Origin of the sequence: Paractinoplanes hotanensis (assembly GCF_023717965.1) — a bacterium.
Lineage (GTDB): Bacteria > Actinomycetota > Actinomycetes > Mycobacteriales > Micromonosporaceae > Actinoplanes > Actinoplanes polyasparticus.
The window spans coordinates 101,576-125,432 of sequence record NZ_JAMQOL010000042.1 but is presented as its reverse complement, the minus strand read 5'-3'; the positions used below and the strand labels follow the sequence as shown (position 1 = coordinate 125,432).

Sequence of the window (23,857 nt, the reverse complement as noted above, 5' to 3'; positions counted from 1 at the left end):
CACCTTGCCCGAATTCGTCCTCACCGTCGCCCGGTTCGGCTTTCTCATCCTGCTGTGGATCTTCGTGTTCACGGTCGTCGGGGTGATCCGCCGGGATCTCTTCGCCGGGGTCCGGTCCAAGAGCATCGTCGCCAGCCCTCGGGGGGTGGGTGGCGCGGTTCCCGAGGGCCGGCCGGCGAAGGCGAAACGCGGTAAGGCCGCCAGGCAGCTCGTGGTTACCGCCGGCAACCTGGCCGGCACCCGCATCACGCTGGGCGAGGCTCCGATCACCATCGGGCGTGCCGAGGATTCGACCCTCGTCATCACCGATGACTTCGCCTCGGCGCGGCACGCACGGCTCGTTCCGCGCGACGGTCAGTGGTTCGTCGAGGATGTCGGCTCGACGAACGGCACCTATCTCGACCGCGGTAAGGTCTCCGGACCTACTCCCGTCCCCCTTGGCGTGCCGATCCGGATCGGGCGCACTTCCCTCGAGTTACGGCCATGACCCTGACCCTGCGCTATGCCGCTCAGAGCGACCGCGGTCTGATCCGAGACCTCAACCAGGACTCCGTGTATGCCGGGCCTCGGCTCCTTGCCGTCGCCGACGGCATGGGCGGTATGGCTGCTGGTGACGTCGCGTCCAACATCGTCATCGCCGCGATGGCGCCGCTCGACGAGGACGTCCCCGGGGACGCCATGGTCGACGCGCTGCGTCACGCGGTGGGCACGGCCAACCAGCACCTTCGTGACACCGTCGACGCGAATCCGCAGCTCGAGGGCATGGGCACCACGCTGACCGCGGTGCTCTTCTCGGGCAGCAAGTTCGGCATGGTGCACATCGGTGACAGCCGGGCCTACCTACTCCGCAACAACGAGTTCGCCCAGATCACCAAGGACGACACGTACGTCCAGATGCTGGTCGACGAGGGCCGGGTCAGCCCGGAGGAGGCGAGCAGCCACCCACAGCGGTCGCTGCTCACCCGCGCGCTCGACGGCCGCGACATCGATCCGGAGTACTCCGTCCGTCAGGTGCTCAAGGGTGACCGCTACCTGATCTGCAGCGACGGCCTCTCCGGCGTGGTCAGCTCCGACACCATCGGGCAGACGATGCGTGAGATCGCCGATCCGCAGGCCTGTGTCGAGCGGCTGGTGCAGCTCGCGCTGCGCGGCGGCGGCCCCGACAACATCACGGTCGTCATCGCCGATGCGACCGACCACGACATCGTCGAGCAGGCGCCGATCGTGGGTGGCGCCGCCTCGCTCGACCGGGGCAACAACACGGTCGCCGACAGCTCGACCTCGGCCGCCCGGGCCGCCGCGCTCCAGGCGCCGCGTCCGGCGCAGCCGCAGCCCGAGAACGACAACTACGCCGAGCCGGAACCGAAGGGCCATCCGGTGCGGGCCGCGCTGCTCGTGCTCGTGCTGCTCGGGGTGCTCGGCGGGGGCCTGTGGCTGGGTTACCAGTACACGCAGAAGCAGTATTACGTCGGCGCGACCGAGGCTGGTCAGCTCGCGATCTTCCGCGGGGTGCCGGGCGAGATCGCCGGCCTCGACCTGTCCAACGTCAACGAGACCAGTCCGTCCCGCCTCGACGACCTCACCGTGGTCGCGCAGGAGCGGGTCAAGGAGGGCATCCACGCCGAGGACCGGCCGGACGCCCAGCGCATGATCGCCGAACTGACCGACGACGTTCCGACCAACCCGAATCTGAAGCCACTCTGCATCGTGCCCACCACCGCGCCGGCTCCCACGTCGGCGCCGCCGGTCGCACCCTCGGCCGGGGCGAGCAACCGTGCCGGCAGCACTGCGCTGCCCGGCAGCACCACGAACGGCAGCACCGTCGCGGCGCCGCCCTCCTCCGTGCCCACCAGTACGCCGTCCGCTCAGGCGTCAGAGTCCGCGCCCGCTGCCGATCCGGCCGGGTGCCGGACCGTCAACTGAGCTTCGGCTCGACCATGTCTGGGGATCCTTCTTGACCGCGCCCGCCGTGCCCGCCTCCTCGCCCGCCTCCACGGGCGAGATGGCGCGTATCCCGGGAATGAAGACCCAGCGCAATGCCGAGCTGGGTCTACTCGCGTTCGCCATGGTGCTGGTGGCGGCGTACGGCGCCACCGTCGAGGCGAGCCGGATCGGTGAGATCACTCCGACGTTCTGGGTGCCGGCCGCGCTGCTGAGCATCCTGTTCCTCGGTCTGCACGTGGTGGTGCGCTACACCGCCCCGTACGCGGATCCGGTGATCATCCCGGCCGTCGCGCTGATCAACGGGCTGGGCGTGGGCTTCCTGCGCCGGCTGGACATCGGTGACGCGCTCAGCGACAAGCTGCCCGTGCCCGGCATCTTCGCCGGTATCGGGGGCCGCCAGCTGGCGTGGACGCTGATCTCGCTGATCCTGGCGGCGATCCTGCTGCTGGTCGTCCGGGATCACAAGATCGTCTCCCGGTACGCGTACACGCTGGGCCTGACCGGCATCGTGCTCGTCATGATTCCGGCGGTGCTGCCGGGCAGCATCTCCGAGGTCAACGGGGCCAAGCTGTGGATCCGGATCGGGTCGTTCTCGATCCAGCCCGGCGAGTTCGCCAAGATCGCGTTGGTCTCGTTCTTCGCGTACTACCTGGTCCGCAAGCGCGAGGTGCTGTCGCTGGCCAGTCGCCGGGTCCTCGGCATCGACCTGCCGCGCGGCCGCGACCTCGGCCCGGTCGTCACGGTCTGGCTGCTCAGCCTCCTGGTGCTGGTCTTCGAGAAAGACCTCGGCACCGCGCTGCTGTACTTCGGCCTGTTCATCGTGACGCTCTATGTCGCCACCGAACGGGCCAGCTGGCTGATCATCGGTCTGCTGCTGTTCTTCGGCGGCGTCTACGTGGCCTACCTGCTGGGCGCGTCGGTCGGCGGCCCGTTCGCCAACTTCTACGACCGGGCCGAGGTCTGGCTCAACCCGTTCGACAACGAGAACTACGAGCGGCTCGGCGGCAGTTATCAGCTGGTACAGGGCCTGCTCTCGCTCGGCACGGGTGGCTTGTTCGGCACGGGGCCCGGTGCCGGCTCGCCGCGGTTCGTGCCCGAGGTGCAGAACGACTTCATCTTCGCCGGCATGGGTGAGGAGATCGGCCTCTTCGGCCTGTCCGCCCTGCTGGTGCTCTATCTGCTGATCGTCGAGCGGGGTCTGCGCTCGGCGCTGGCGGTGCGCGACTCGTTCGGCAAACTCGTGGCGGGCGGTCTGTCGTTCACCCTGGGTTTGCAGATCTTCGTCATCCTGGGTGGCATCACCGGCCTGATTCCGCTGACCGGCCAGACGACGCCGTTCCTGTCGTCCGGCGGATCGTCGCTGATGGCCAACTGGCTGCTGATCGCCATGCTGCTGCGGATCTCGAACGCGGCGCGCGGCCCGGCGGCCAGCGGTGGCGGCAGCGACCGGTCCGGCGGACCGAAGAAGGCACCAACCCAACTGCACGGCGCCATGACGGAGGTGATCAAGCCGTGAACGCACCCCTTCGACGGGCCGGCGTGGTCATCCTCGTCCTGTTCGCCCTGCTCTTCGCGAATCTCAACTGGGTTCAGGCTTACAAGGCGGACGACTACCGCACCAACGACTACAACCGCCGGGTGGTGGTCGCGCAGTACGAGCGGCCCCGCGGCATCATCGAGGCCGGTGGCACCGGGGTGGCGACCAACAAGGTCACCGACGACGCGCTGAAGTACCTGCGCGTCTACCCCCGCAAAGAGGTCTACGCCCCGGTCCTCGGTTACCGGCCCGTCGGCCTGGCCGCGACCGGCATCGAGAACGCCGAGAACGACTTCCTCTCCGGTGAGAGCGACAAGCTCTTCGCCGACCGGGTCAAGGACATGTTCACCGGGAACAACACCGGTGGCGGCAACGTGCTGCTGACGATCAACACCAAGGCGCAGGAGAAGGCCTGGAAGGAGCTTGTCGACAACGAGCGCGGGGTCGACAAGGGCGCGGCGATCGCGATCGACCCGCGTACGGGCGCCGTGCAGGCCATGGTCTCGATGCCCAGCTTCGACCCGAACACGCTGGTCACGCACGACGAGAAGGCGGCGGCGGCGGCGTACAGCAAGCTCAACAAGGACCCCGATCAGCCCCTGTTGAACCGCTCGACGGCCGAGACCAAGCCGCCCGGTTCGGTCTTCAAGGTGATCGTCTCGGCCGCGGCTCTCCAAAACGGTTATACAACCGAGACCGAGATCGAGGCGGGGCGTGAGTACCGCGAGAGCGGTGCGGTCATCCGCAACTCCGAGGACGAAGTTTGCCCTGGTAGCCAGATTGATCTGAAGGACGCGCTGACCACGAGCTGCAACACCGGCTTCGCCCGGCTCGGCGTGACGCTCGGCCGCGACAAGGTGCTCGCCGCGGCCAAGGCGTTCGGCTTCGAAGACGATCAGCTGACGGTCGGCAACCTCGAGGGCAACGGGCTGCCGGTCGCGATGAGCGACACCGGCAAGATCGCGAACCCCGACGGCAGCGTCGACAAGGGCGCTCTGGCCCAGTCGTCGCTCGGTCAGCGCGACGTGCGGATGACCCCGATCCAGGGCGCGCTGATCGCCGCCACGGTCGCCAACGGTGGCAAGCAGATGCGCCCCTACCTGGTACAGAAGCTCACCAGCCCGGATCTTCGGACGATCTACACCGCCGACCCGAAGACGCTGCGCACGCCGATCAACGGCGAGGTCGCCGGTGACCTCAAGGACATGATGGTCAGCGTCGTCGAGAACGGCACCGGCCGCCGCGCCCGCATCTCCGGCATGGAGGTCGGCGGCAAGACCGGCACCGCGCAGAACGCCGAGGGCGCCGACCCGCACGGCTGGTTCATCGGCTTCGCCTACAACGACAAGGGTGAGGCGGTTTCCGCGGTCTGCGTCATGCTGGAGAACGTGCCCGGTGGCCACGCGAGCGCCGAGGCTGCCCGCATCGCCGGGCTCATCATGAAGGCCGCGGCGGGTCAGGGAGGGGACTGAGCATGATCAGCCCTGGGGTGACCCTCGGCGGCCGGTACCGGCTCGACGAGCGGATCGCCGGCGGTGGGATGGGCGATGTCTGGCGCGGCACCGACGAGGTGCTGGGCCGGACGGTCGCTGTCAAGATCCTGCTGCCCGCGCTGCTCGACGAGCCCGGCTTCGCCGAGCGGTTCCGGGGCGAGGCCCGCACCATGGCCACGATCAACCACCCCGGGGTCGTCGACGTCTACGACTACGGCAGCGACCAGCAACTCGCGTTCCTGGTCATGGAGTACGTCGAGGGCGACGCGCTGTCCCGCACGCTGAGCCGGGTCGGCCGGCTGACCCCGGCCCGCACGATGGCGCTGATCGCCCAAGCCGCCGACGCGTTGCAGGCCGCGCACGCGAACGGCATCGTGCACCGCGACGTGAAGCCCGGCAACCTGCTGGTCCGCCCCAACGGCACGCTGGTGCTGACCGACTTCGGCATCGCCCGCTCGGCCCTGGTGGGTCAGCTCACCGTGGCCGGCTCGGTGCTCGGCACGGCGTCCTACATCTCGCCCGAGCAGGCCTCGGGCGCGGTCGCGACGCCCGCCTCCGATGTGTACGCCCTCGGCGTGGTCGCCTACCAGTGCCTTTCCGGCCACCGGCCGTTCGACGGCGCCACCCCGATGGAAATCGCCATGAAGCACGTGCGTGAGACGCCGCGCCCGCTGCCCGGCGACATCCCGCCCCCGGTGCGCGTGATCGTCGACCGCGCTCTGGCCAAGGACCCGAACGCCCGCTGGCCCTCAGCCTCGGCGCTGGCTTCCATCGCCCGGCAGGCCGCCGCGTCGTTGGCCAACACGGCATCGCAGCCGGCCGGTCAGACCGTCCGCGCGTCCGGCCCGCCCAGTCCACCGACCGGTTACCCGTCGAGCGGCGCGCCCACGCCCGGCTCGCCGGCACCTGGTCGTCCCCCGTATCCTCCGGTTCCGCGTCCCGTCTCGGGCGCGCGCGGCGCCGCTTCCGTGCCTTCCGGGCCGCCCGCCGCGCAGCCCGTTCACAAACCCGTTCAACCGCAGGCCTACCGTCAGCCGTATCAATCACCGGCGACGCCGGCCGCCAAACCGCAGAGTTCGGGCGGGCGGCAGGTCCTGATCGTGCTGGCTGTTGTGCTGGCGCTGCTGGTCCTGCTGTGTGCCGGGGTGATCTCGTTCCTCTACAAGCAGGGCCAGAACGCGAGCGGCACGCCGGCCGGCGTGACCGTCGTCCACACGGGCGTGACCGGTGGGGATCCATCGGTGGCGTCGAACCGTCTAACCACTCAGGCGGGCGCGAACCCCGGCTGGACAAGAGCTAACGAAGGACGACAGACGCTATGACGGCGCAGGCCCGCCTGCTCGGTGGCAGGTATCAGGTCGGCGAGCTCCTGGGCTACGGCGGCATGGCCGAGGTGCACCGCGGACGCGACCTCCGGCTCGGCCGTGACGTAGCGATCAAGATGTTGCGGACCGACCTGGCCCGTGACGCCACGTTCCAGGAGCGTTTCCGCCGCGAGGCGCAGAACTCCGCCGCCCTCAACCACCCCGCGATCGTCGCCGTCTACGACACCGGCGAGGAGATCTCGTCGACCGGCGAGAAGCAGCCGTTCATCGTGATGGAGTTCGTGAACGGGCAAACCCTCAAAGAGGTGCTCGCCCAGGAACAGCGGCTCCCGACCCGCCAGGCCCTCGAATACATCGCCGACATCTGCGCCGCCCTGGAGTTCAGCCACCGGCACGGGATCATCCACCGGGACATCAAGCCCGGCAACGTGATGATCACGCAGAACGGCCAGGTCAAGGTCATGGACTTCGGCATCGCCCGGGCCCTGGCCAGCGGCGCCACCACCATGACGCAGACCAGCGCGGTCATCGGCACGGCGCAATACCTGTCACCCGAGCAGGCCCGCGGCGAGTCGGTCGACGCCCGCTCCGATGTGTACGCCGCCGGTTGTGTGCTCTTCGAGCTGCTGGTCGGCAACCCGCCGTTCGTCGGCGACAGCCCGGTCAGCGTCGCCTACCAGCACGTACGGGAAGAGCCCAAGGCGCCCAGCGACATCGTTCCCGGTGTTCCGGCCGACGTCGACGCCATCGTGCTCAAGGCGCTCGCCAAGAACCCGGTCAACCGCTACCAGAGCGCGCAGGAGATGCGGGCCGACGCGCTGCGGGCGGTCGCCGGCCGGCCCGTGCTGGCCGAGCCGGTGATGTCGCAGGCCGAGACCATGGCGATGCAGGGGGCGGCGACGCAGCGGCAGTGGCAGCCGCAGTCCGCGACGACCATGCAGCGACCCGTCGGCGGCCCGCCGCGGCAGCCGGAACGGCGGTCGTCCTCGTGGGTGTGGGCAGGCCTGGCCGCCCTCGGTGTGCTGGTCGTCGTGGTGCTCGGCGTCGCGCTCATGCAGGAACGCGGCAACGACAACAACAACACCGCCGGCAGCGAGACTCCGAGCTCGGCCCCGGTGACCCACGACATGCCCGATCTGGTGGGCATGACGAACGCTGAGGCGCTGAAGGCTCTGCAGGCGGCGGGCATCACCAACTACTCGCCGGACGAGCCGGAGTTCCGGTCGGACTGCGACGGCACTGTCGTCAAGCAGGACCCGGGCAAGGGCCAAACAGTCGGCGCGACCGAGTCCGTCAGCTACCAGCTCTGCCAGAAGCCGGAGAAGGTCGAGGTGCCCAACCTGGTCGGCTCGACCAAGGAGAGCGCCCAGTCCAACCTCCGCGGCCTGGGCTTCAAGGTCGACCCGAAAGAGGTCGACAGCCTCAAGCCCGTCGGCATCGTCACCAAGGTCGAGAGTGCCGGCCGCGAGGTCGACCCCGGCAGCACGATCACGATCGAGGTGTCGAACGGCCGCCTGGTCAAGGTGCCCGACGTGGTCGGCAAGAACCTGGCCACCGCGCAGGGCATCCTCGAAAACGCCGGCCAGTTCAATGTCAATCCGGTCGAGGTCCAGGACCCGAATGGCGTGCCGGGGACGGTGGTCGAGCAGACCCCCAAGGCGAACACGACGGCCGAGAAGGGCGACGTGGTGACGCTGTCGGTCATCGCCGAGCCTGATGACCCCGGCACCGAACCCACCGATCCCACTGATACGGAATCGCCGGGCAACGGCGGCGGCACGGGTGCGAACGGCCTGATCGGCAACTCGATCAACGCGGTCCGGCGGGACGACGCCGGCATCTGAGCGGAAACGAGAAACGGCCCGCCGTGAAGGCGGGCCGTTTTTTTTGTGATCTAGGTGGTGGCGAAGGCAGCCCGGCGACGGGTCTCGACCTCGGCGGCCAGCGGGGGCGCCTTCTCGAGCGCCTCGGGCAGGCCGCACGAGGCGAGCCAGTTGGCCAGCATGGTGTGGCCGCCCTCGGTGAGCACCGACTCGGGGTGGAACTGCACGCCCTCGATCGGCAGCTCGCGGTGGCGCATCGCCATCACCACGCCCGATTCCGTCCGCCCGGTCACCTCGATCTCGGCCGGCAGGGTCTCGGGCAGGACCGCCAGCGAGTGGTAGCGGGTGGCGGTGAACGGCTCGGGCAGCCCGGCCAGCACACCGGTGCCGTCGTGGTGCACCTCGGAGGTCTTGCCGTGCAGCAACTCGGGGGCGCGGGTCACGGTGGCCCCAAACGCGGCGCCGATCGCCTGATGACCGAGGCAGACGCCGAACATCGGCACCTTCCCGGCGTACGCCCGGATGACGTCCATCATGATGCCGGCGCGCTCCGGCGTGCCCGGGCCGGGCGAGAGCAGGATGCCCGCGGCGCCGAACGTGCCGACGTCGGACACCTCGATCTCGTCGTTGCGCCGCACCTCGCACTCGGCGCCGAGCTGGCCCAGATACTGCACCAGGTTGAAGACGAACGAGTCGTAGTTGTCGATGACCAGGATGCGCATGTCACTCACCGGGAAGGCCTTCTGAGGGGTGGGGCTGGTTCGACTCGGTGCTGTACGGGATGTCCTCGGGCGCCTCGTGGTCGGGGTCGCCGGGAACGGTCACATCCGAGTCGTTGCCGGCCGGGCCCTGCTGCTCGGTGCCCGTGCCGACCTGCACGTCGTCGAACGGCAGCAGCGGAGTGGCCCAGGGGAAGACCACGTACCAGAGCAGGGCGGTGGTGGCCGCCAGCAACCCCAGCGAGCCGGTGAGCTTGCCCCAGAAGCCGAACGGGAGCTTGCGCCAGATCCAGGCGTACATGCTCAGGCCCCCTTCACTTCGGCCGGCATGCCGGCGTTGGGCAGCTTCTGGTCACGCTTGGTGGTCGAGACCAGCTCGGCGTGCACGATGAGGCGCTCGTAGTTGTTGTACTTCGGGTTGCAGGTGGTCAGTGTGAGCAGCGACTTCGTCGGCTTGGCCTTGGGCCTGCCGGGCACGGGGGCGACGACCTCGACCGCGCTGGGCTTGACGACCTGGCTCGTGTAGACGCGGTAGACGTACCAGTTGGAACGGGTCTCCACGCCGATCACGTCGCCCGACTTGAGCTCGTCGAGCCGCCAGAAGATCTTCTTGATCCGGTGGCCGGCCACCGAGAAGTTGCCGACCTGACCCGGCTTGGCGGAGTCGGGGTAGTGGCCGGGCGCGTAGCGGATGTCGTCGGGCTGCACGCCGTCGACAACCACCCACTCCTTGTCGAGCTTGGGGATGTAGAGACGGCCGACCAGGTTGCTGCCGGGCGCCACGGGCGCCTTCGTGGCCGCCGATGGGGTCGGGCCGACGGTCGGGTCGTTCCACACCTCGTCGAGTTCGGTGCTGAGCGCGTTCTGCTCGTCCTGCACCTTGGCCGAGTTGCCGAACACCTCGTAGCCGGCGAAGAGCAGCACGATCAGACCGAAGGTGATCATCAGCTCGCCGGAGACGCGGATCGCGCCGCGGATGCGGGAGCCGACGGTGGGCCGGGTCATCTCGGAGTAGACGCTCTTGTAGCCCTCGCCGGTCTGCTCGGGTCGCAGTTTGACGACCTTCTCGCCGCGTTTCGGCTGCTCCGGCACGGGCTCCTCCGCTGCGGGGGGCCTCAGGGAGCCCGGGGCCGCGGGGGACACCGAGGCGGCGCCGAGGGCGGCGTCGGGCTCGGCTTTCGCCTTCGCGGACTGGGCGGCGAGGCCGGGGACCGCGGAGAGGAGCGCGGTGGGGGCCTGGATGGGGGGTGGGTGCTCGTCGGAACGCTTCATCGCCGGCAGCAGGCCGGTGGGGGCGTCGGACGTACGGATGACAGCCGTCTCCCGCGGGTCTTGCGGCGTTCCCGCGAGGCGTGGGTCTTGCGGCGTGCCTGCGAGGTGCGCGTCCTGGGGCGCTCGGGCGAGGCGCGGGTCCGAGGGGCCGTCGGCCGAGGGGTGGCCGGGTTGACCGGAATTGATCGGGACGCCGGGGTTGACCGGAACACTCGGGCGGCCCTGCTCGGCGCCGTACCCGTGCGGCCCCGTGGGGTAGCCGCCCGAATTGTGTCCAGCGGTGGCGGGCGGCACCGCGGGCCGGAAGCCCTGAGGCGGGCCGGACGGGACCGCGGCACCGAAGCCCAGAGGGGAACCGGGCGGCACCGGGCCGTCGAAGCCCGCAGCCGGGCTGGCGGAGACCGGGGCGCCGAAGCCCTGAGATGGGCTTGGGGAGACCGGGGCGCCGAAGCCCTGAGACGGGCTGGGCGAGACCGGGGCGTCGAAGCCCGACCCGCCCTGGGGCGGGCCGCCGAACGACCGGTTCGGGGCCGGTGGGCCGCCTGAGGGCGTCTGCGGGCCGGCTGCGGGCGCCTGCGCAGCCGAGTAGGCGGTGTTGTAGCGCTGCGGCTGAGCCGCGGGCGGCTGGGCGGCCGGTTCCTCGGCCGCGGCGAAGAAGTCGAACTCGTTGCGCTCGGGCTGGCGGGGCTCGGAGTGCGCGGCCCGCGGGACCGCGCCGCCCGCGGCTGCGCCCCGGACGATCCGCTGCTGCACCTCTTCGTCGGTGCGCAGAACGGCCGTCTCGGCCGCCGAGGGGGCGGGTGGCGGCAACGTGGGTGGCGCGCTCTGCTCAAGCGGGGCCGGCTGTGCGCCGAGGCCGATCGGGGGCGTGGGTGGGGCGCTCTGCTCGGGCCGGGCCTGCTGTACGCCGAGGTCGACCGGGATCGCGGCCGGCGCGCTTTGCTCGGCCCGGGACGGCTGTCCGCCGAGGCCGATCGGAGGGGCGAGCGGTCCGCCGGGCACGCCGTCGGGCGACGCGTCGGTGATCCGCGGGATGTAGGCGGTCTGGGCCTCGGTGTCGGGGGCGCGGTGCCGTCCCGACCCGGGCCCGGCCGGCGGCTGGTCCGGAGCGGCCATCAGCCGGTGACCCGCGCGGACCGGAGGTCGCTCGACCCGTCGTACGCCCGCACTGTCACGTTCCTCTCGACGGTTTCCTGATAACCCAGGCCGAAGTCGGCGACCGCATCCTTGAATTGCCGGACTCCGTCCGCGGACTCCAACGCGCGATGCATCTCTGTGGGTTCGCCGATCGCCGTGATCCGGAACGGTGGCGAGAAGACCTGGCCGTGTAGGAGCAGCGTGTTGCCGACACAGCGTACAGCGCTGGTGGAGATCACGCGGACATCCATGATCGACATTGCCTCGGCCCCACCAGCCCAGAGAGCGTTCACCACTGCCTGAACATCACCCTGGTGGACGACAAGATCGTCATTGTCGGGAGCGTTGGCGGCCACAAAATCATTGGTTCGGCGTGAGGAGTCGTCGAGTGTCACGGTGAGGCCGGGGCCCTGGAGCGCGGTGAAGCCGGCGGGCGCCCGAAGCTTGTCGGCGCCATCGCGGGCCTGCTTGACCGGGCCGTCGACCTCGGCCAGGCGGGCCGTGTCCTGATCGACGGCGGAGCGGAGTCCGGCCGCGGTCTGCTCGCGGTTGTCGAGGCGTACGCGCTTGTCGGCGATCAGCTGGGCGAGCTGGGGGCGGCGGTCGTCGCGCAGTGTGGTGCCGTCCGCGGTGGTGGCCGAGGTCGTGAAGAGCAGGCCCGCAGCCAGGAAGATCAGGGGTGTGACGATCGTCCAGCCCCGCATGGTGCGAGCCGGCCGGCCCGGCCGCAATCCCGTCCACGCGCGGCGCAGAACGAGCCGCCACGAGGGCGTGCCGGTGGTGTATTCCACGTCCTCGACTCCCCCCGAAAATCGCACCGGACATTTTTCCTAGCCCGGCGGGTGCCGGTGTTCCCACCGACTTGACTACGCTAGCTGTCGAACATTAATCGCCACGGGCAGCATTCGGGGTCGCCGAAGCCGCTCAGCGGTGGGGTTGTTCACCACTTGTTGCCCTTCAGGAGTCCACCGTGCCGAAGTCCCAGGTTCGCAAGAAGAAGGTCTACACGCCGCCGACGGACATCCGTCCGGCGGCAGCAGCAGCGGCGTCGAAGAAACCCAGCCCGATGTGGCTGCCGATCAGTGCGGTCTCGCTGATCGTGATCGGCATCGCCTGGCTGGTCGTGTACTACCTGTCGTCCCAGCAGTACCCCGTCGAGTCGCTGCGGTACTGGAACCTGGCGATCGGCTTCGGGTGCATGGTGGCGTCGCTCGGCATCTTGTCGCGCTGGCGTTAGCCGCTTTTACCAGCGTTTACGCAGGTAGGGTGGCTTTTGTCCGTTTGAAGCGCACCTCGTGCCGCCGGCCGGGGTGCGCTTCGGCGCCTCCCTTGACCCTTGGCGTGCGGCCGTCTATTACTCGTGGGTAACATGGGCGCGGCGGACAGCCGAGGCGAGGAGACACAACGCAGATGGGCATCGCGCAGATAGTTGCCACCGTTCTGGCCGGCGCCATCACCGTCGTGGCCGTCGTGCTCGCCGTGCGGGCGGTGCTGACCATCACGGCGGTGATCCGTCAAGGTCAACCGGACCCGGCCCGGTTCGACAACAAGCCAGCGCGTACGAAAACCATGCTGGTCGAGACGCTCGGCCACACTCGCATGCTGAAGTGGAGCGCGATCGGCGCCGCCCACTGGCTCGTGATGGTCTCCTTCATGATCCTGTTCCTGCTGGTCGTGGAGGCGTACTTCGAGGTCGTCGACCCCGAGGGCGGGCTGCCGATCATCGGCCACTGGGTCGTCTACGGGTTCGTCACCGAGTGGATCGGCATTCTCGGCCTGATCGGCATCGTCTACCTGATCCTGGTGCGCCAGCGGAACATCCGGCAGAAGCGCAGCCGGTTCCTCGGCTCCACGATGTGGCAGGCGTACTTCGTCGAGGCCGTGATCCTGGGCGTGCTGGCCTGCGGGTTCCTGATCCGCGGGTTCAAGGTCGCCAACGACACGTTCGAGTACCCGGGCTGGGCGACCCCGCTGTCGCACGGCGTCGGCAGCCTGTTGCCCGCGGCCGAGGACGGGCCGACCTGGGTGGCGCTGGTCAAGCTGTTCATCTCGATGGGCTGGCTGATCACCATCGCGCTCAACCCGACCATGGGCGTGGCTTGGCACCGCTTCCTCGCGTTCTTCAACATCTTCTTCAAGCGGGCGCCCGAGAAGCCGGCCGGTTCCGGGCTGGGTGCGCTGCGGCCGATGATGAGCCAGGGCAAGCCCCTCGACTTCGAGGAGGCCGACCCCGAGAAGGACCAGTTCGGCGTCGCCCAGGTGGAGCAGTTCACCTGGAAGGGGCTGCTCGACTTCTCGACCTGCACGGAGTGCGGGCGGTGCCAGTCGCAGTGCCCGGCGTGGAACACGGCCAAGCCGCTCTCTCCGAAACTCCTGGTCCTGTCGTTGCGTGATCATGCGTACGCGAAAGCGCCTTATCTTCTGGGTGGCGGCGGCAAGGATCTGACCGGCGAGGAGAAGGCCACCGAGGCCCAGCTGGCCCACATGGACGTGCTCGCGCTGGCCGAGGGGAACCGCCCGCTGATCGGCACGGCCGAGGAGCAGGGCGTGATCGACCCGGACGTGCTGTGGTCGTGCACCACCTGCGGCGCCTGCGTCGAGCAGTGCCCGGTCGACATCGAGCACATCGACCACATCGTCGACATGCGCCGCTACCAGGTGCTGATCGAGTCGTCGTTCCCGTCCGAAGCCGGCGTTATGCTGCGCAACCTCGAGAACAAGGGCAACCCGTGGGGCGCGCCGCAGAACACCCGCGAGGACTGGACCAAGGGTCTGGACTTCGAGGTGCCGCGGGTCGGCGAGACGGAGGACTTCGACTACCTGTTCTGGGTCGGCTGCGCCGGCGCGTTCGAGGACAGGGCCAAGAAGACCACCCGCGCGGTGGCCAAGCTGCTGCACGAGGCCGGGGTCAACTACGCGATCCTCGGCGAGGGCGAGACCTGCACGGGTGACCCGGCGCGGCGCATCGGCAACGAGTTCGTCTTCCAGATGCTGGCCCAGCAGAACGTCGAGACGCTGAACGAGGCCTTCGGGGACAGGCCGACGAAGAAGATCGTGGCGACCTGCCCGCACTGCTTCAACACGCTCGGCAACGAGTACGAGCAGCTGGGCCTGAAGGTCGAGGTCGTGCACCACACGCAGCTGCTCGCCCACCTGGTCAAGGAAGGCAAGCTGACACCGGTCCAGCCCGTCGAGGGCGACGTGACCTACCACGACCCGTGCTACCTGGGCCGGCACAACCGGGTGTTCGACGCCCCGCGCGAGGTGCTCGGGGAATCGGTCGGCAACCTCGTGGAGATGCCGCGCAACCAGGAACGCTCCTTCTGCTGCGGCGCCGGCGGCGCCCGCATGTGGATGGAGGAGAAGATCGGCAAGCGGATCAACGTCGAGCGTACGGAGGAAGCCCTGGCCACCGGGGCGAAGACGATCGCGGTGGGCTGCCCGTTCTGTTACACGATGATCGGCGACGGGGTCACCGGCAAGGGCGAGCAGGAGAACGTCGAGGTCGTGGACGTCGCGACGGTCCTCCTGCGCTCCCTCAAGCAGGAGGTCTAGAGTGTCGCGCCGTTAATTCGATGAATTAATGTACTGTGGTGCGCATGGCTGGTCGTGGACGCCCGAAGGCGCCGCTGGTGTTGACCGACGAGGAGCGGGCGACGCTGGTGCGGTGGTCGCGTCGGGCGAAGTCGTCGCAGGCTCTCGCCGTGCGGTGCCGGATCGTGTTGGGCTGCGCGGAGGATGAGGGTCTGCGCCCGAACCAGGACGTGGCGGCGCAGTTGGGGATCTGGCCGCAGACGGTGACCAAGTGGCGCAAGCGGTTCCTGGAACGCCGGTTGGACGGGCTGGCTGACGAGCAACGCCCCGGCGCGCCCCGGAAGATCACCGACGAACAGGTCGAAGACGTGATCGTCAAAACTTTGGAAGCCACCCCGGCCAACGCGACGCACTGGTCGCGGGCGTCGATGGCCAAGCAGTCCGGGTTGTCGAAGTCGACGGTCGGGCGGGTGTGGAAGGCATTCAGGCTCCAGCCGCACCTGGTCGACACGTTCAAACTGTCCAACGATCCGCAGTTCATCGACAAGGTCCGTGACGTGGTCGGCCTGTACCTGGACCCGCCGGAGAAGGCCCTGGTGCTGGCGGTCGACGAGAAGTCGCAGATCCAAGCCCTCGACAGGTCGGCGCCGGTCTTACCGATGATGCCGGGCATGCCCGAACGGCGCACCCACGACTACGTCCGGCACGGCATCACCACCCTGTTCGCCGCCCTGGACGTGGCCACCGGCACCGTGATCGGCTCGATCCACCGCCGGCACCGCGTGATCGAGTTCAAGAAGTTCCTCACCAAACTCGACCACGAAATACCCGCCGACCTCGACGTGCACCTGATCTGCGACAACTACGGCACCCACAAACACCCCACCGTCCGGCAATGGCTGACCGCGCATCCCCGCTTCCACATGCACTTCACCCCGACCTACTCCAGCTGGCTCAACCAAGTGGAGCGCTGGTTCGGCCTGCTCACCGACCAGAAGATCCGCCGCGGCGCCCACCGATCGATCCAAGCACTGGAGAAAGACATCCACTCCTGGATCGATCAGTGGAACGCCTACCCCCAACCGTTCACCTGGACCAAAACCGCCGACGAGATCCTCGAACGCCTCGCCTCATATCGGTCAGCCCCCGACCCAACGACCGGAGAACACCAGGAGACCACGCCCACCGCCGCGTCAGACGGCCCACCACCATGCCCAGACCGCGACACCCATCAACAAAAATCGATCAGTGCGGTCCAGGCAAACCAGCAGCCGTCACCGGCGAATCATCGAGGCTAGTAATGGAGGATTGGTCGCGAAGATCCGACATAGGCCGCCGCCCCGAGTCGTCGAGCTACCGATTTGTGCGCTCCAACCGCGGCTGAGGTATTGATCGATATCAGTTCTGATCTTAGTGTGGGTCTAACTTAGATCAGAGGAGTTCTGGATGAGGCGAATCCTTGCCGGTCTGCTGGCGGCGATGCTCGGCGTCGGCCTCGGGCTGTCCGCTGCCCAGCCAGCATCAGCAAACGGAGCTGGCAACAACTGCAACGACGTCAGCGGCACCAACGTTCGCGTCTGCCTGTACAACCTGAACCAGTACCTCATGGTCGGCGGGTACTGGCAGCGAGACTACGCAGCCGTGGGGCAGAATTGCGTCAATCTTTCCAACCATGCTTGGCACACCGGCGGCTCGGTGAACGATGCCACCGAAAGTCTCATCCTCACCGCGGGCACGATTCCCGCCGGCACGCGATTCCGCGTCCGGTTCTACAACTGGGTCAACTGCTCTTCGGCCAACGGCTACGTCGACTTCTCTCTTTCGGGCAGCGGTCAGTACTTCAAGGCTGCAGGCATCGCACCATACGAGAACTGGATCGGTAGTGTCCAGATTTTCTTTGAGCCGCGCTGACGACTGCCACGCTCACCGCGCAGTCGTCGTCGGAGCTTGACGACATACGCGCACCACGGCAGTTCCGTGCACCCCATCAAGCGGGTCGCCTCCAGAGCGCGGCGTTGGGCTGGCGTCACCGTGATGGCCACACGAACGGCAGCGGCGGGTTCAGCTGACCAGTACCTCACGCTGGACTAGCAGCGGAAACAAGATGCGAGCCATCTACTCACACATCCGGTGGCCTACGGAAACTACGGCCAGGTCGACCGGCAGATGACGGCGGCGGACGAGCGGCGTGCAGGGCGCCTGGCGTTGTGGTGACCCTGCACGCGCGAGGAGGGTCACCATGCCTCGTGCGGCATTCGTCACCAATAGCTGACTACCGTCAGCGCGCCGAGAGCAGACCTACGAGTACCCAGCGGGATGCACGCCAAGGACAGCTGCCTCGCACTCGGCTTGAGTCCCTCCCGAAACACGCCGAGGGTGCCCGCGCGCAGCTGAAACGCATGGTCAGCACACATCTTGACCGGGCAGAAGCCCGGATATCGCCCTCACCCGAGAACGGACCTAAGCTCCCTTACCTCCTCTCAGTTCGGCGTGCCGGCGGTGGCCGCGGTGGTCGAGGCGACGATCGCGACCATCACGGCCGCCTGGATCTCGTCGATCGTCTTCTTCACGGCCTCGGCGGCCCAGGCGCCCTCGCTGATCTCGCGGAGCCGGGTCTTGACGACCTTGCGGTCGAGGTCGGCGAAGACCTTCCCGTCCAGGCCGGTTGCGGCGACGAGGGCGCACAGGGCGGCCGTACGGGGCTCGACCTCGCCCGTACCGAGCACGGCGTGCCGCATGCGGTCACGGGCGGCGGTCTCCTGCACGGGCTCGACGCCGTGAGCGGCCGGGTACCTGGTGCGGGGGAAGACCCAGAGAACCTTGTCCTTCTCCGTACGGAGGATGCCCTCGGCCACGAGCCGGTCGAGCACCTGGGGCCGGGTGTCCTGCGCGAACTTCGACACCCAGTAACCGGGCTTGCGTGGCTTGTCGTCGCCGACGATGCGCATCAGCGCGTTGTCCAGCAGCGGGTCACCGGTCGGGTTGATGTCAAGCGCGACCACCTTCTTGTCGGCCACGTCGACCCGGCCCGCCAGGGCCAGTTCCAGCAGCAGGCCACCGCCGAGACCGTGGTCCAGGTGGGTGCCGTCGGTCAGCGGAGTGCCGTCGTCGTCGTACGCGAGCAGCGTGAACTCTTCGACCAGGTTCATGCCCTGACGGTATCCAGATTCCCGGCGTGCCAATCCTCACCTCCGGTGGGCAGGCCGGACTCGCCCGGTTCCGGCACAATGAGACCGAGGTGAACCGATCATGGACGGCCTGCTCCTGACCGCGGTGCTCCCCTTGGCCGCGTTCGCGCTGCTCACGGCGGGCAACGCGTTCTTCGTGGCCGCCGAGTTCGGGCTCGTCACGGTCGACCGGGCCGAGATCGCGTCCCGCTCCCGATCGGGCGATCGCCGTGCGCGCACGGTCGAGCACGCGCTGCACGAGCTGTCGTTCCAGCTCTCCGGCACCCAGTTGGGCATCACGCTCACCGCCCTGCTCACCGGCTATCTGGCCGAACCCGCGCTCTCCAAGATCTTCGAGCCGGTCGTCGAGCCGGTCGCCGGGAACGCCACCGAAGCCGTGACGCACGGTATCGCGCTGGTTGTGGCCACCCTCGTCTCGATGCTCTTCGGCGAGCTGGTGCCCAAGAACGCGGCCCTGGCCCGGCCGATGCGCGCCGCGCTGCTGACCGCGGCCCCGTTGCGTACGTTCTCGAAGCTCTTGAAGTGGGTGATCGGCGGCCTCAACGGGTCGGCCAACTGGCTGGTCCGCCGCCTGGGCATCGAGCCGCAGGAAGAGCTGGCCAGCGCGCGGTCGCCCGAGGAACTGGGCCTGCTCGCCGCCATCAGCGCCCGGGCCGGCGCCCTGCCGGCCGAGACCGCCACGCTGCTGCGCCGCACGATCCGCTTCGGCGAGAAACGCGCGGCCAAGGCGATGACGCCGCGTGTCGACGTGGTCGGACTGAAGACCACGGCCAGCGTGGCGGAGCTGATGACGGTCGCGCGCGAGACCGGGCACACCCGCTTCCCGGTCTACGAGAACACGATCGACCTGGTCATCGGCGTCGTGGGTGTGCCCGACGCGCTGGGTATCCCACCCGAACGCCGGGCCCTGACCCAGGTCGCGACGATCGCCCGGGAACCCGTGTACGTCCCCGAGAGCCTCAGCCTTGACAAGGTGCTCACGGCGCTGCGCGAGGCCGACGCCGACCTGGCCATCGTGGTCGACGAGTACGGCGGCACCGACGGCGTCGTCACCGCGGAGGACCTGATCGAGGAACTGGTCGGGGAGATCGCCGACGAGTACGACGTCGAGCCCGCGCAGACCTCGACCCAGGAGCTCACGGCGCCCGGGGGCGAGAAGTCGTACGTGGTCGACGGCCTGCTGCGCGAGGACGAGCTGATGGAGCAGACCGGTTTCGTGCTGCCCGAGGGGCCGTACGAGACGCTCGCCGGCTTCCTGCTGGCCCGGCTCGGCCACATCCCGGTGGTCGGCGAATCGTACGAGACGGGCGGGTGGGAGTTCACCGTGATGGCCGTCGACCGGCACCGCATCGAACAGGTGCGGGTCTCTGCGCCGCCGGAGCCCGACGATGACTGAGCTGCTGGTCACCGCCGTGCTGCTGATCGGCAACGGACTCTTCGTGGGTGGCGAGTTCGCCCTGATCGCGTCCCGGCGTACGGCGTTGGAACCGCTCGCCGCGAACAGCAAGCGGGCCCGCTGGGCGCTCTCGGCGATGAGCCAGATCCCGCTGATGATCGCCGGCGCTCAGCTCGGCATCACGATCTGCTCGCTCGGCCTGGGCGCGCTGGCCGAACCGGCGCTGGCCCACTTGCTCGAGGGCCCGTTCCGTGAGATCGGCCTGCCCGAGAACGCGATCCACCCGGTGGCGTTCGTGCTGGCCCTGGGCATCGTCGTCTTCCTGCACACGGTCATCGGCGAGATGGTGCCGAAGAACATCACGCTGGCCGGGCCGGAACGGGCGGCGCTGATCCTCGGCCCGTTCATGCTGGCCTTCTGCACGGCTACGAAGCCGCTGCTCAACGCGATGCGGTGGGCGGCGCGGATGGTCCTGAAGATCTGGTCGATCGAGGCCACCGACTCGGTGAAGACGGTGTTCACGGCCGAGGAGCTGGCCGGCATGGTCACCCAGGCGCGCAGCGAGGGCCTGCTGGGCACGGAACAGTACGCGCGCATCCACGCGGCGCTCAAACTGCACGAGCGTACGGCCGGCGACACGCTGCGGCCCTGGTCGAGCGTCACCACGATCGCGGACGACGTGTCCCCGGCGACGGTCGAGGCGGTGGCGACCCGCACCGGGCGCTCCCGGTTTCCGGTCGTGCAGCGCGAGACGCGGCGCGTGCTCGGCTTCGTGCACGTCAAGGACATCCTCGGGTACGGCGCCGAACGCCGCACGATGCCGATCCCACCCGAGATCATCCGGCCCTTGGCGGTGGTGGCGCCGGAGCGTTCACTGGGTGACCTGCTGCTGGTGATGCGCCGCGACCGCCTGCACATCGTGCTCGTCAGCGACGGCCGCCAGCCGCTCGGCGTGATCACCCTGGACGACGTGATCCACGCGGTGGTGGGCGAGCCCGCTCACCCCGTGCAACCGCCGGCGGTCACCCAGCCGAGGGAGGCCGGCGTCTCCCACCGCTGACCGGACCATCCGGGAGTGACCGGTGCGGCGACCGCATTCGGGTTGATTCACCCTTCCCCGGCGGGTCGAGGTGGCCCCCCGATGGCATAGCCCGCCGACCATTTCCGACAATAGTTGCATGTCTCGCAAACGATGGTGGGCGGCTTCGATCGGGGCATTGGTTCTGGTCGGACTGGCCGTCCACGCGCAGCGGCCCTCGTCGCCACCGGCCTTCGCTGTCGGGCGACCGGCCGTCTCCCCGCAGCCCGCACCGCCCGACCTGGCCACCCGCACCCAGCGCGGAGCCGGCGCCCTGGCCGGTCTGCTGCCCATCCAGCAACCGGACGCATCTCCACCGCCGGGCCGCATCAGGACAGCCTCCGGCCCGGTGACAGTGCGCTACACCTTCGACGGAGGCGTCGGCCGCCCGATCACCGACCACCTCGGCCGCCACGAGCTGCGGCCGCTCGGCCAGAACGGTGGCGCGCTACGGCTCGTACGCCAGGGGTCGGGTTTGGCCCTTTCCTACCCCGACCGCTGCCGCCTGGCCCACGAACGTGACTGCCCCCGGGCCATCCTCGAGGGCCGGCGTGACGACACCCTCAACCCCGGCACCAAACGCCTGCAGTACGGGGCCGCGGTGCGCATGAGCCCAGCCGACCTCTCCGAGGGCGCGAACGTCGTGCAGAAGGGCTACTCGGTCGGCCGGGTCAGCCAGTACAAGCTGCAGGTCGACCACCGCCTCGGCCACCCGAGCTGCGTCCTGGCCGGTGACGGCGCCATCTATCGGGCCGAGCCCACCGTGAACGTGGCCGACGGCCGCTGGCACAAGCTGGAGTGCACTCGCGCCCGCAGCAAACTGACCCTGACCATCGACGACGCCCCCGCCGCCACGGTCGCCGTCCCGCCGTCCCTCTCCATCGCGAACGCCGAACCCCTGCGCGTGGGCGGCAAGGGCACGGGCAAGTCCAACGACCAGTTCGCCGGCGAGATAGACAACGTCTTCATCCAGATCAGCTGAGCAGCGCGCGCAAAGCGGCGGCATCCGCTCGCCACTGGGCCTCCGGCATCTCGATGTTCCGGTCGTGCGGGAGCGGTGCGCCCGGCGCGGGGTCGTCGCGGTAGCGGGCAGTCACGTGGGTGTGCAGGTGCGGCACGATGTTGCCGGCCGTCATGTAGTTGATTTTCAGCGGACGGAAGTGGGCCTCGATCGCCCGAGCCAGGCGCCGGACGTCGTCGTCGTACAGCCGCGCCTCGTCGTCGGTCAGGTGGTGCAGCTCCACGACATGTCGCCCCCGCCAGTAGACGACCGCGTAGCCGCGAACGAGGGCCCGCCGCGGGACGTAGATGTCGGTGACCGCGCTGCCGCCGATCCGGAGCTTCCGGGGAGTCTGTGCCGGGCGCCCCTCGGCACAGTGCGGGCAGGCACTGCCGTCCACCATCGCGCCCCAGTCGTCCGGCCAACCCATCAGCGTCTCCCCTCGGTCGTCAGTTGTCGGTGATCAGCATGCGTTGCAGCAGGAGCGCAACTCGGTGCCACCGATGCGCCGGTGCGATCGGTCGAGCATGAAGCTTGACGGCCTCGACGAGCCCGGGCGACGTGCGTATGTGCTGCGACGTGATCCGAGCTGGCCCCGGCTCGGCCACTCCCCGCGCCCGAATCGGTGCCTGGTGCGCGCTGCCTACACTCCGGCTGTGCGGATCCGTCGACGGCGCCTGAGCGCCGCCATCGCAGGCTTCTTGCTGGTCATCGTCCTGCTGCTGGGTGTTGTCGCGTTCCTGCGCTGGAGAGCCGCCGGCACCGCGCACGAGATCCTCCCGCCCGCGCAGGCGACCACCGAACTCCCCGAGGGCGACCAGTACGAATCGGTCGTGAACACCCGCGCCCACATCATCGCGCTGGCCCTACGCAACGACCGCGGCCCAGCCACAGTCCACACCTATGCGCTGCCGCCGAACTCCCCGTGGCTGCAATCGCAGAAGCGCGTCGCCACCCAACTCGACCACTGGCCCCAGACCGACGACTGCGCCGACAATCCAGACGCCAGAGTCCTCGAATGCACCTGGCGCGAACCCACGCGGTGGTGGCCCCGCGAGGTAAGACTGACCATGATGCGCCCACCCCCACCAGGCGAGCCCAGCAACGGCTGGCCCAACCTGACCATCGTGATAATCGGCTCCGCCCCCGGCGCCTGACAGCCCCAAGCACGATGCCCCCGGGCACTTCTCGTAGCCGGGTACGACGCCCCAGACCAAACGACTACCCGAGACACGCAAGCCCTGTTCCGACTGGAAAACCGGAAGCTACTCGGTTGGTCCCGACGGCGAGCGGTAGATCCCCCGTCTCGTTGAAGCCGGGGGTCTCGACGAGGTTGCGAGCCGCGTTGTTCAGACCGACAGCAGAGACGTAGTAGGCGACGACATAAAGGCAGCGATCGGCCTTCCCGAGCCGAGCTGGCTATGCGATCGCGAACTCATTGGTGACTCGACCGGTGCCATATGCGAAGTCGAGCAAGGAGAGGCCTGACCGGCTAGGCAGCGAACTGCGGGCAATGGAACCAAGCTTTCGCCGCCACCCTCAAGCGCTCCCAGCGATGGCGCACCCGAACTCTCGCCGCCACCCGTAAACGCTCCCAGCGATGGCGCAGCCGAGGAAAGGCGCGATCAACGGACCTGACACCGGCGCAGCCGGCGTGCCCACCACACCGTGGGGTCTGGGGGCTCGGCCCCCAGGCAGAAATGCGAGGAGGCCCGGTTCGCGCTTTCCGCGAACACGGGCCTCTCACCGACGAGCGGGTGACGGGAATCGAACCCGCACTGTCAGCTTGGGAAGCTGATGTTCTGCCATTGAACTACACCCGCAGCGGCATCACTGTACCCGATCTCGGGGTGGGGCGGCGGGACCGGGCTGGTTCAACTCACGGCTGCGAGGGGGCGGGGTAACTCTGCGCGCCAGGAGCGGGTGAGTGGGGCCACCAGTGGGCCTGCGGCCAGGGGGAGGGCGCCGGCGGGGCCATGGGTGCGGAGGGTGGCCGACTCGATGGAGAGTTCGAACAGGCGCCAGTCGACCTCGGGGGAGGCGTGCAGGTCGGCGGCCAGGCGGGCTATGACGCGGGGGTTGCGGACGGGGGTGGCTCGGCCCGTGAGGATGGCCTCGTCGTCGTTCTCCTCCGGGGGGAAGGAGTGCAGCGCGTAGCGGCCGTCGCGTTCCAGGTCGCGGCGTTTGGGGGACGGGACGATGAAGCAATACAGGCCCTGGTCGGTGAATACGGGGGAGACCGGGTGGAGGCGCGGGGCGCCGTCGGGTCGGACCGTGGCCAGGTAGGCCAGGCCGGGACCGTACTGCTGGAGTAGCGCTCGGATGCCCGCGGCCAGCGTGGGCTCGGAGGCAGCGAAATCGGACCAGGAAGCCATGCCGTGATTCTATCGAACATACGTTCGACGCGCCCA

The 23,857-nt window shown here is 69.0% G+C and carries 20 protein-coding genes, 1 tRNA gene and 1 pseudogene; 14 read left to right on the top strand and 8 right to left on the bottom strand.

Going from position 1 to position 23,857, the window contains the following annotated elements:
* The first annotated feature begins 4 nt into the window (after nt 1–4).
* The 6 genes from LXN57_RS29760 (at nt 5) to pknB (ending at nt 8,143) form a co-directional block, all read left to right on the top strand.
* Nucleotides 5–487 carry an FHA domain-containing protein FhaB/FipA gene (locus LXN57_RS29760; RefSeq protein ID WP_221380902.1) on the top strand — a complete coding sequence of 161 codons (483 nt, stop codon included), beginning with the start codon at nt 5–7 and terminating at the stop codon, nt 485–487.
* Nucleotides 484–1,923 carry a PP2C family protein-serine/threonine phosphatase gene (locus LXN57_RS29755; protein WP_251801515.1) on the top strand — a complete coding sequence of 480 codons (1,440 nt, stop codon included), beginning with the start codon at nt 484–486 and terminating at the stop codon, nt 1,921–1,923. Before LXN57_RS29760 ends, LXN57_RS29755 begins: the two co-directional genes overlap by 4 nt.
* A gap of 79 nt (nt 1,924–2,002) precedes the next feature.
* On the top strand, nt 2,003–3,460 hold the full coding sequence (locus LXN57_RS29750; protein ID WP_251801561.1) for an FtsW/RodA/SpoVE family cell cycle protein: 1,458 nt from the start codon (nt 2,003–2,005) through the stop codon (nt 3,458–3,460).
* Nucleotides 3,457–4,953, top strand: a complete 1,497-nt coding sequence (locus LXN57_RS29745; protein WP_251801514.1) for a penicillin-binding transpeptidase domain-containing protein — start codon at nt 3,457–3,459, stop codon at nt 4,951–4,953. Before LXN57_RS29750 ends, LXN57_RS29745 begins: the two co-directional genes overlap by 4 nt.
* A gap of 2 nt (nt 4,954–4,955) precedes the next feature.
* The gene (locus LXN57_RS29740; protein ID WP_251801513.1) at nt 4,956–6,296 is read left to right on the top strand and encodes a serine/threonine-protein kinase; all 1,341 of its coding nucleotides are present in this window, start codon (nt 4,956–4,958) and stop codon (nt 6,294–6,296) included.
* Entirely contained in the window at nt 6,293–8,143 is a 1,851-nt protein-coding gene (gene pknB, locus LXN57_RS29735; RefSeq protein ID WP_251801512.1) for a Stk1 family PASTA domain-containing Ser/Thr kinase, read from the top strand. The genes LXN57_RS29740 and pknB overlap by 4 nt, the downstream gene beginning before the upstream one ends.
* Before the next feature lie 50 nt (nt 8,144–8,193).
* On the opposite strand, the gene LXN57_RS29730 is transcribed toward pknB, so the two are convergent.
* From LXN57_RS29730 to LXN57_RS29715, 4 genes are read right to left on the bottom strand one after another with little or no spacing between them, the layout of a single operon-like run.
* Complete coding sequence (locus LXN57_RS29730) at nt 8,194–8,844, bottom strand: aminodeoxychorismate/anthranilate synthase component II (protein ID WP_251801560.1); 651 nt, start codon at nt 8,842–8,844, stop codon at nt 8,194–8,196.
* Nucleotide 8,845: 1 nt separating this feature from the next.
* Entirely contained in the window at nt 8,846–9,142 is a 297-nt protein-coding gene (locus LXN57_RS29725; protein ID WP_251801511.1) for a hypothetical protein, read from the bottom strand.
* 2 nt (nt 9,143–9,144) lie between these two features.
* Nucleotides 9,145–11,229: a class E sortase gene (locus LXN57_RS29720; RefSeq protein WP_251801510.1), complete on the bottom strand. Its 2,085-nt coding sequence runs from the start codon at nt 11,227–11,229 to the stop codon at nt 9,145–9,147.
* Nucleotides 11,229–12,041, bottom strand: a complete 813-nt coding sequence (locus tag LXN57_RS29715) for a DUF881 domain-containing protein (protein WP_251801509.1) — start codon at nt 12,039–12,041, stop codon at nt 11,229–11,231. Before LXN57_RS29715 ends, LXN57_RS29720 begins: the two co-directional genes overlap by 1 nt.
* A gap of 179 nt (nt 12,042–12,220) precedes the next feature.
* Here LXN57_RS29715 and LXN57_RS29710 point away from each other — a divergent pair, with 179 nt between their 5' ends.
* From LXN57_RS29710 to LXN57_RS29695, 4 genes and pseudogenes are all read left to right on the top strand, one after another.
* Nucleotides 12,221–12,487, top strand: a complete 267-nt coding sequence (locus LXN57_RS29710; protein WP_251801508.1) for a cell division protein CrgA — start codon at nt 12,221–12,223, stop codon at nt 12,485–12,487.
* Between the two features lie 173 nt (nt 12,488–12,660).
* Nucleotides 12,661–14,805, top strand: a complete 2,145-nt coding sequence (locus LXN57_RS29705; RefSeq protein WP_251801507.1) for a (Fe-S)-binding protein — start codon at nt 12,661–12,663, stop codon at nt 14,803–14,805.
* Nucleotides 14,806–14,849: 44 nt separating this feature from the next.
* Nucleotides 14,850–15,920: pseudogene (locus LXN57_RS29700) on the top strand (IS630 family transposase); the annotation flags it as partial.
* A gap of 310 nt (nt 15,921–16,230) precedes the next feature.
* On the top strand, nt 16,231–16,695 hold the full coding sequence (locus tag LXN57_RS29695) for an invasion associated locus B family protein (RefSeq protein WP_251801506.1): 465 nt from the start codon (nt 16,231–16,233) through the stop codon (nt 16,693–16,695).
* Between the two features lie 569 nt (nt 16,696–17,264).
* Here the strand turns inward: LXN57_RS29695 and LXN57_RS29690 are convergent.
* Nucleotides 17,265–17,933 carry a GOLPH3/VPS74 family protein gene (locus LXN57_RS29690; protein WP_251801505.1) on the bottom strand — a complete coding sequence of 223 codons (669 nt, stop codon included), beginning with the start codon at nt 17,931–17,933 and terminating at the stop codon, nt 17,265–17,267.
* 100 nt (nt 17,934–18,033) lie between these two features.
* Here LXN57_RS29690 and LXN57_RS29685 point away from each other — a divergent pair, with 100 nt between their 5' ends.
* From LXN57_RS29685 to LXN57_RS29675, 3 genes are all read left to right on the top strand, one after another.
* The gene (locus LXN57_RS29685) at nt 18,034–19,368 is read left to right on the top strand and encodes a hemolysin family protein (protein ID WP_251801504.1); all 1,335 of its coding nucleotides are present in this window, start codon (nt 18,034–18,036) and stop codon (nt 19,366–19,368) included.
* Entirely contained in the window at nt 19,361–20,428 is a 1,068-nt protein-coding gene (locus LXN57_RS29680) for a hemolysin family protein (RefSeq protein ID WP_251801503.1), read from the top strand. The genes LXN57_RS29685 and LXN57_RS29680 overlap by 8 nt, the downstream gene beginning before the upstream one ends.
* Nucleotides 20,429–20,546: 118 nt before the next feature.
* Complete coding sequence (locus LXN57_RS29675; RefSeq protein WP_251801502.1) at nt 20,547–21,428, top strand: laminin G domain-containing protein; 882 nt, start codon at nt 20,547–20,549, stop codon at nt 21,426–21,428.
* On the opposite strand, the gene LXN57_RS29670 is transcribed toward LXN57_RS29675, so the two are convergent.
* The gene (locus LXN57_RS29670; RefSeq protein WP_251801501.1) at nt 21,421–21,876 is read right to left on the bottom strand and encodes an HIT family protein; all 456 of its coding nucleotides are present in this window, start codon (nt 21,874–21,876) and stop codon (nt 21,421–21,423) included. The genes LXN57_RS29675 and LXN57_RS29670 overlap by 8 nt on opposite strands.
* Nucleotides 21,877–22,102: 226 nt before the next feature.
* Here LXN57_RS29670 and LXN57_RS29665 point away from each other — a divergent pair, with 226 nt between their 5' ends.
* A complete protein-coding gene (locus tag LXN57_RS29665) occupies nt 22,103–22,603 on the top strand; it encodes a hypothetical protein (RefSeq protein ID WP_251801500.1) in 501 nt (166 codons plus the stop codon).
* A 595-nt stretch (nt 22,604–23,198) separates the two neighbouring features.
* On the opposite strand, the gene LXN57_RS29660 is transcribed toward LXN57_RS29665, so the two are convergent.
* Nucleotides 23,199–23,269, bottom strand: a tRNA-Gly gene (locus tag LXN57_RS29660).
* Nucleotides 23,270–23,320: 51 nt separating this feature from the next.
* A complete protein-coding gene (locus tag LXN57_RS29655; protein ID WP_251801499.1) occupies nt 23,321–23,821 on the bottom strand; it encodes a pyridoxamine 5'-phosphate oxidase family protein in 501 nt (166 codons plus the stop codon).
* Between the last annotated feature and the right edge of the window lie 36 nt (nt 23,822–23,857).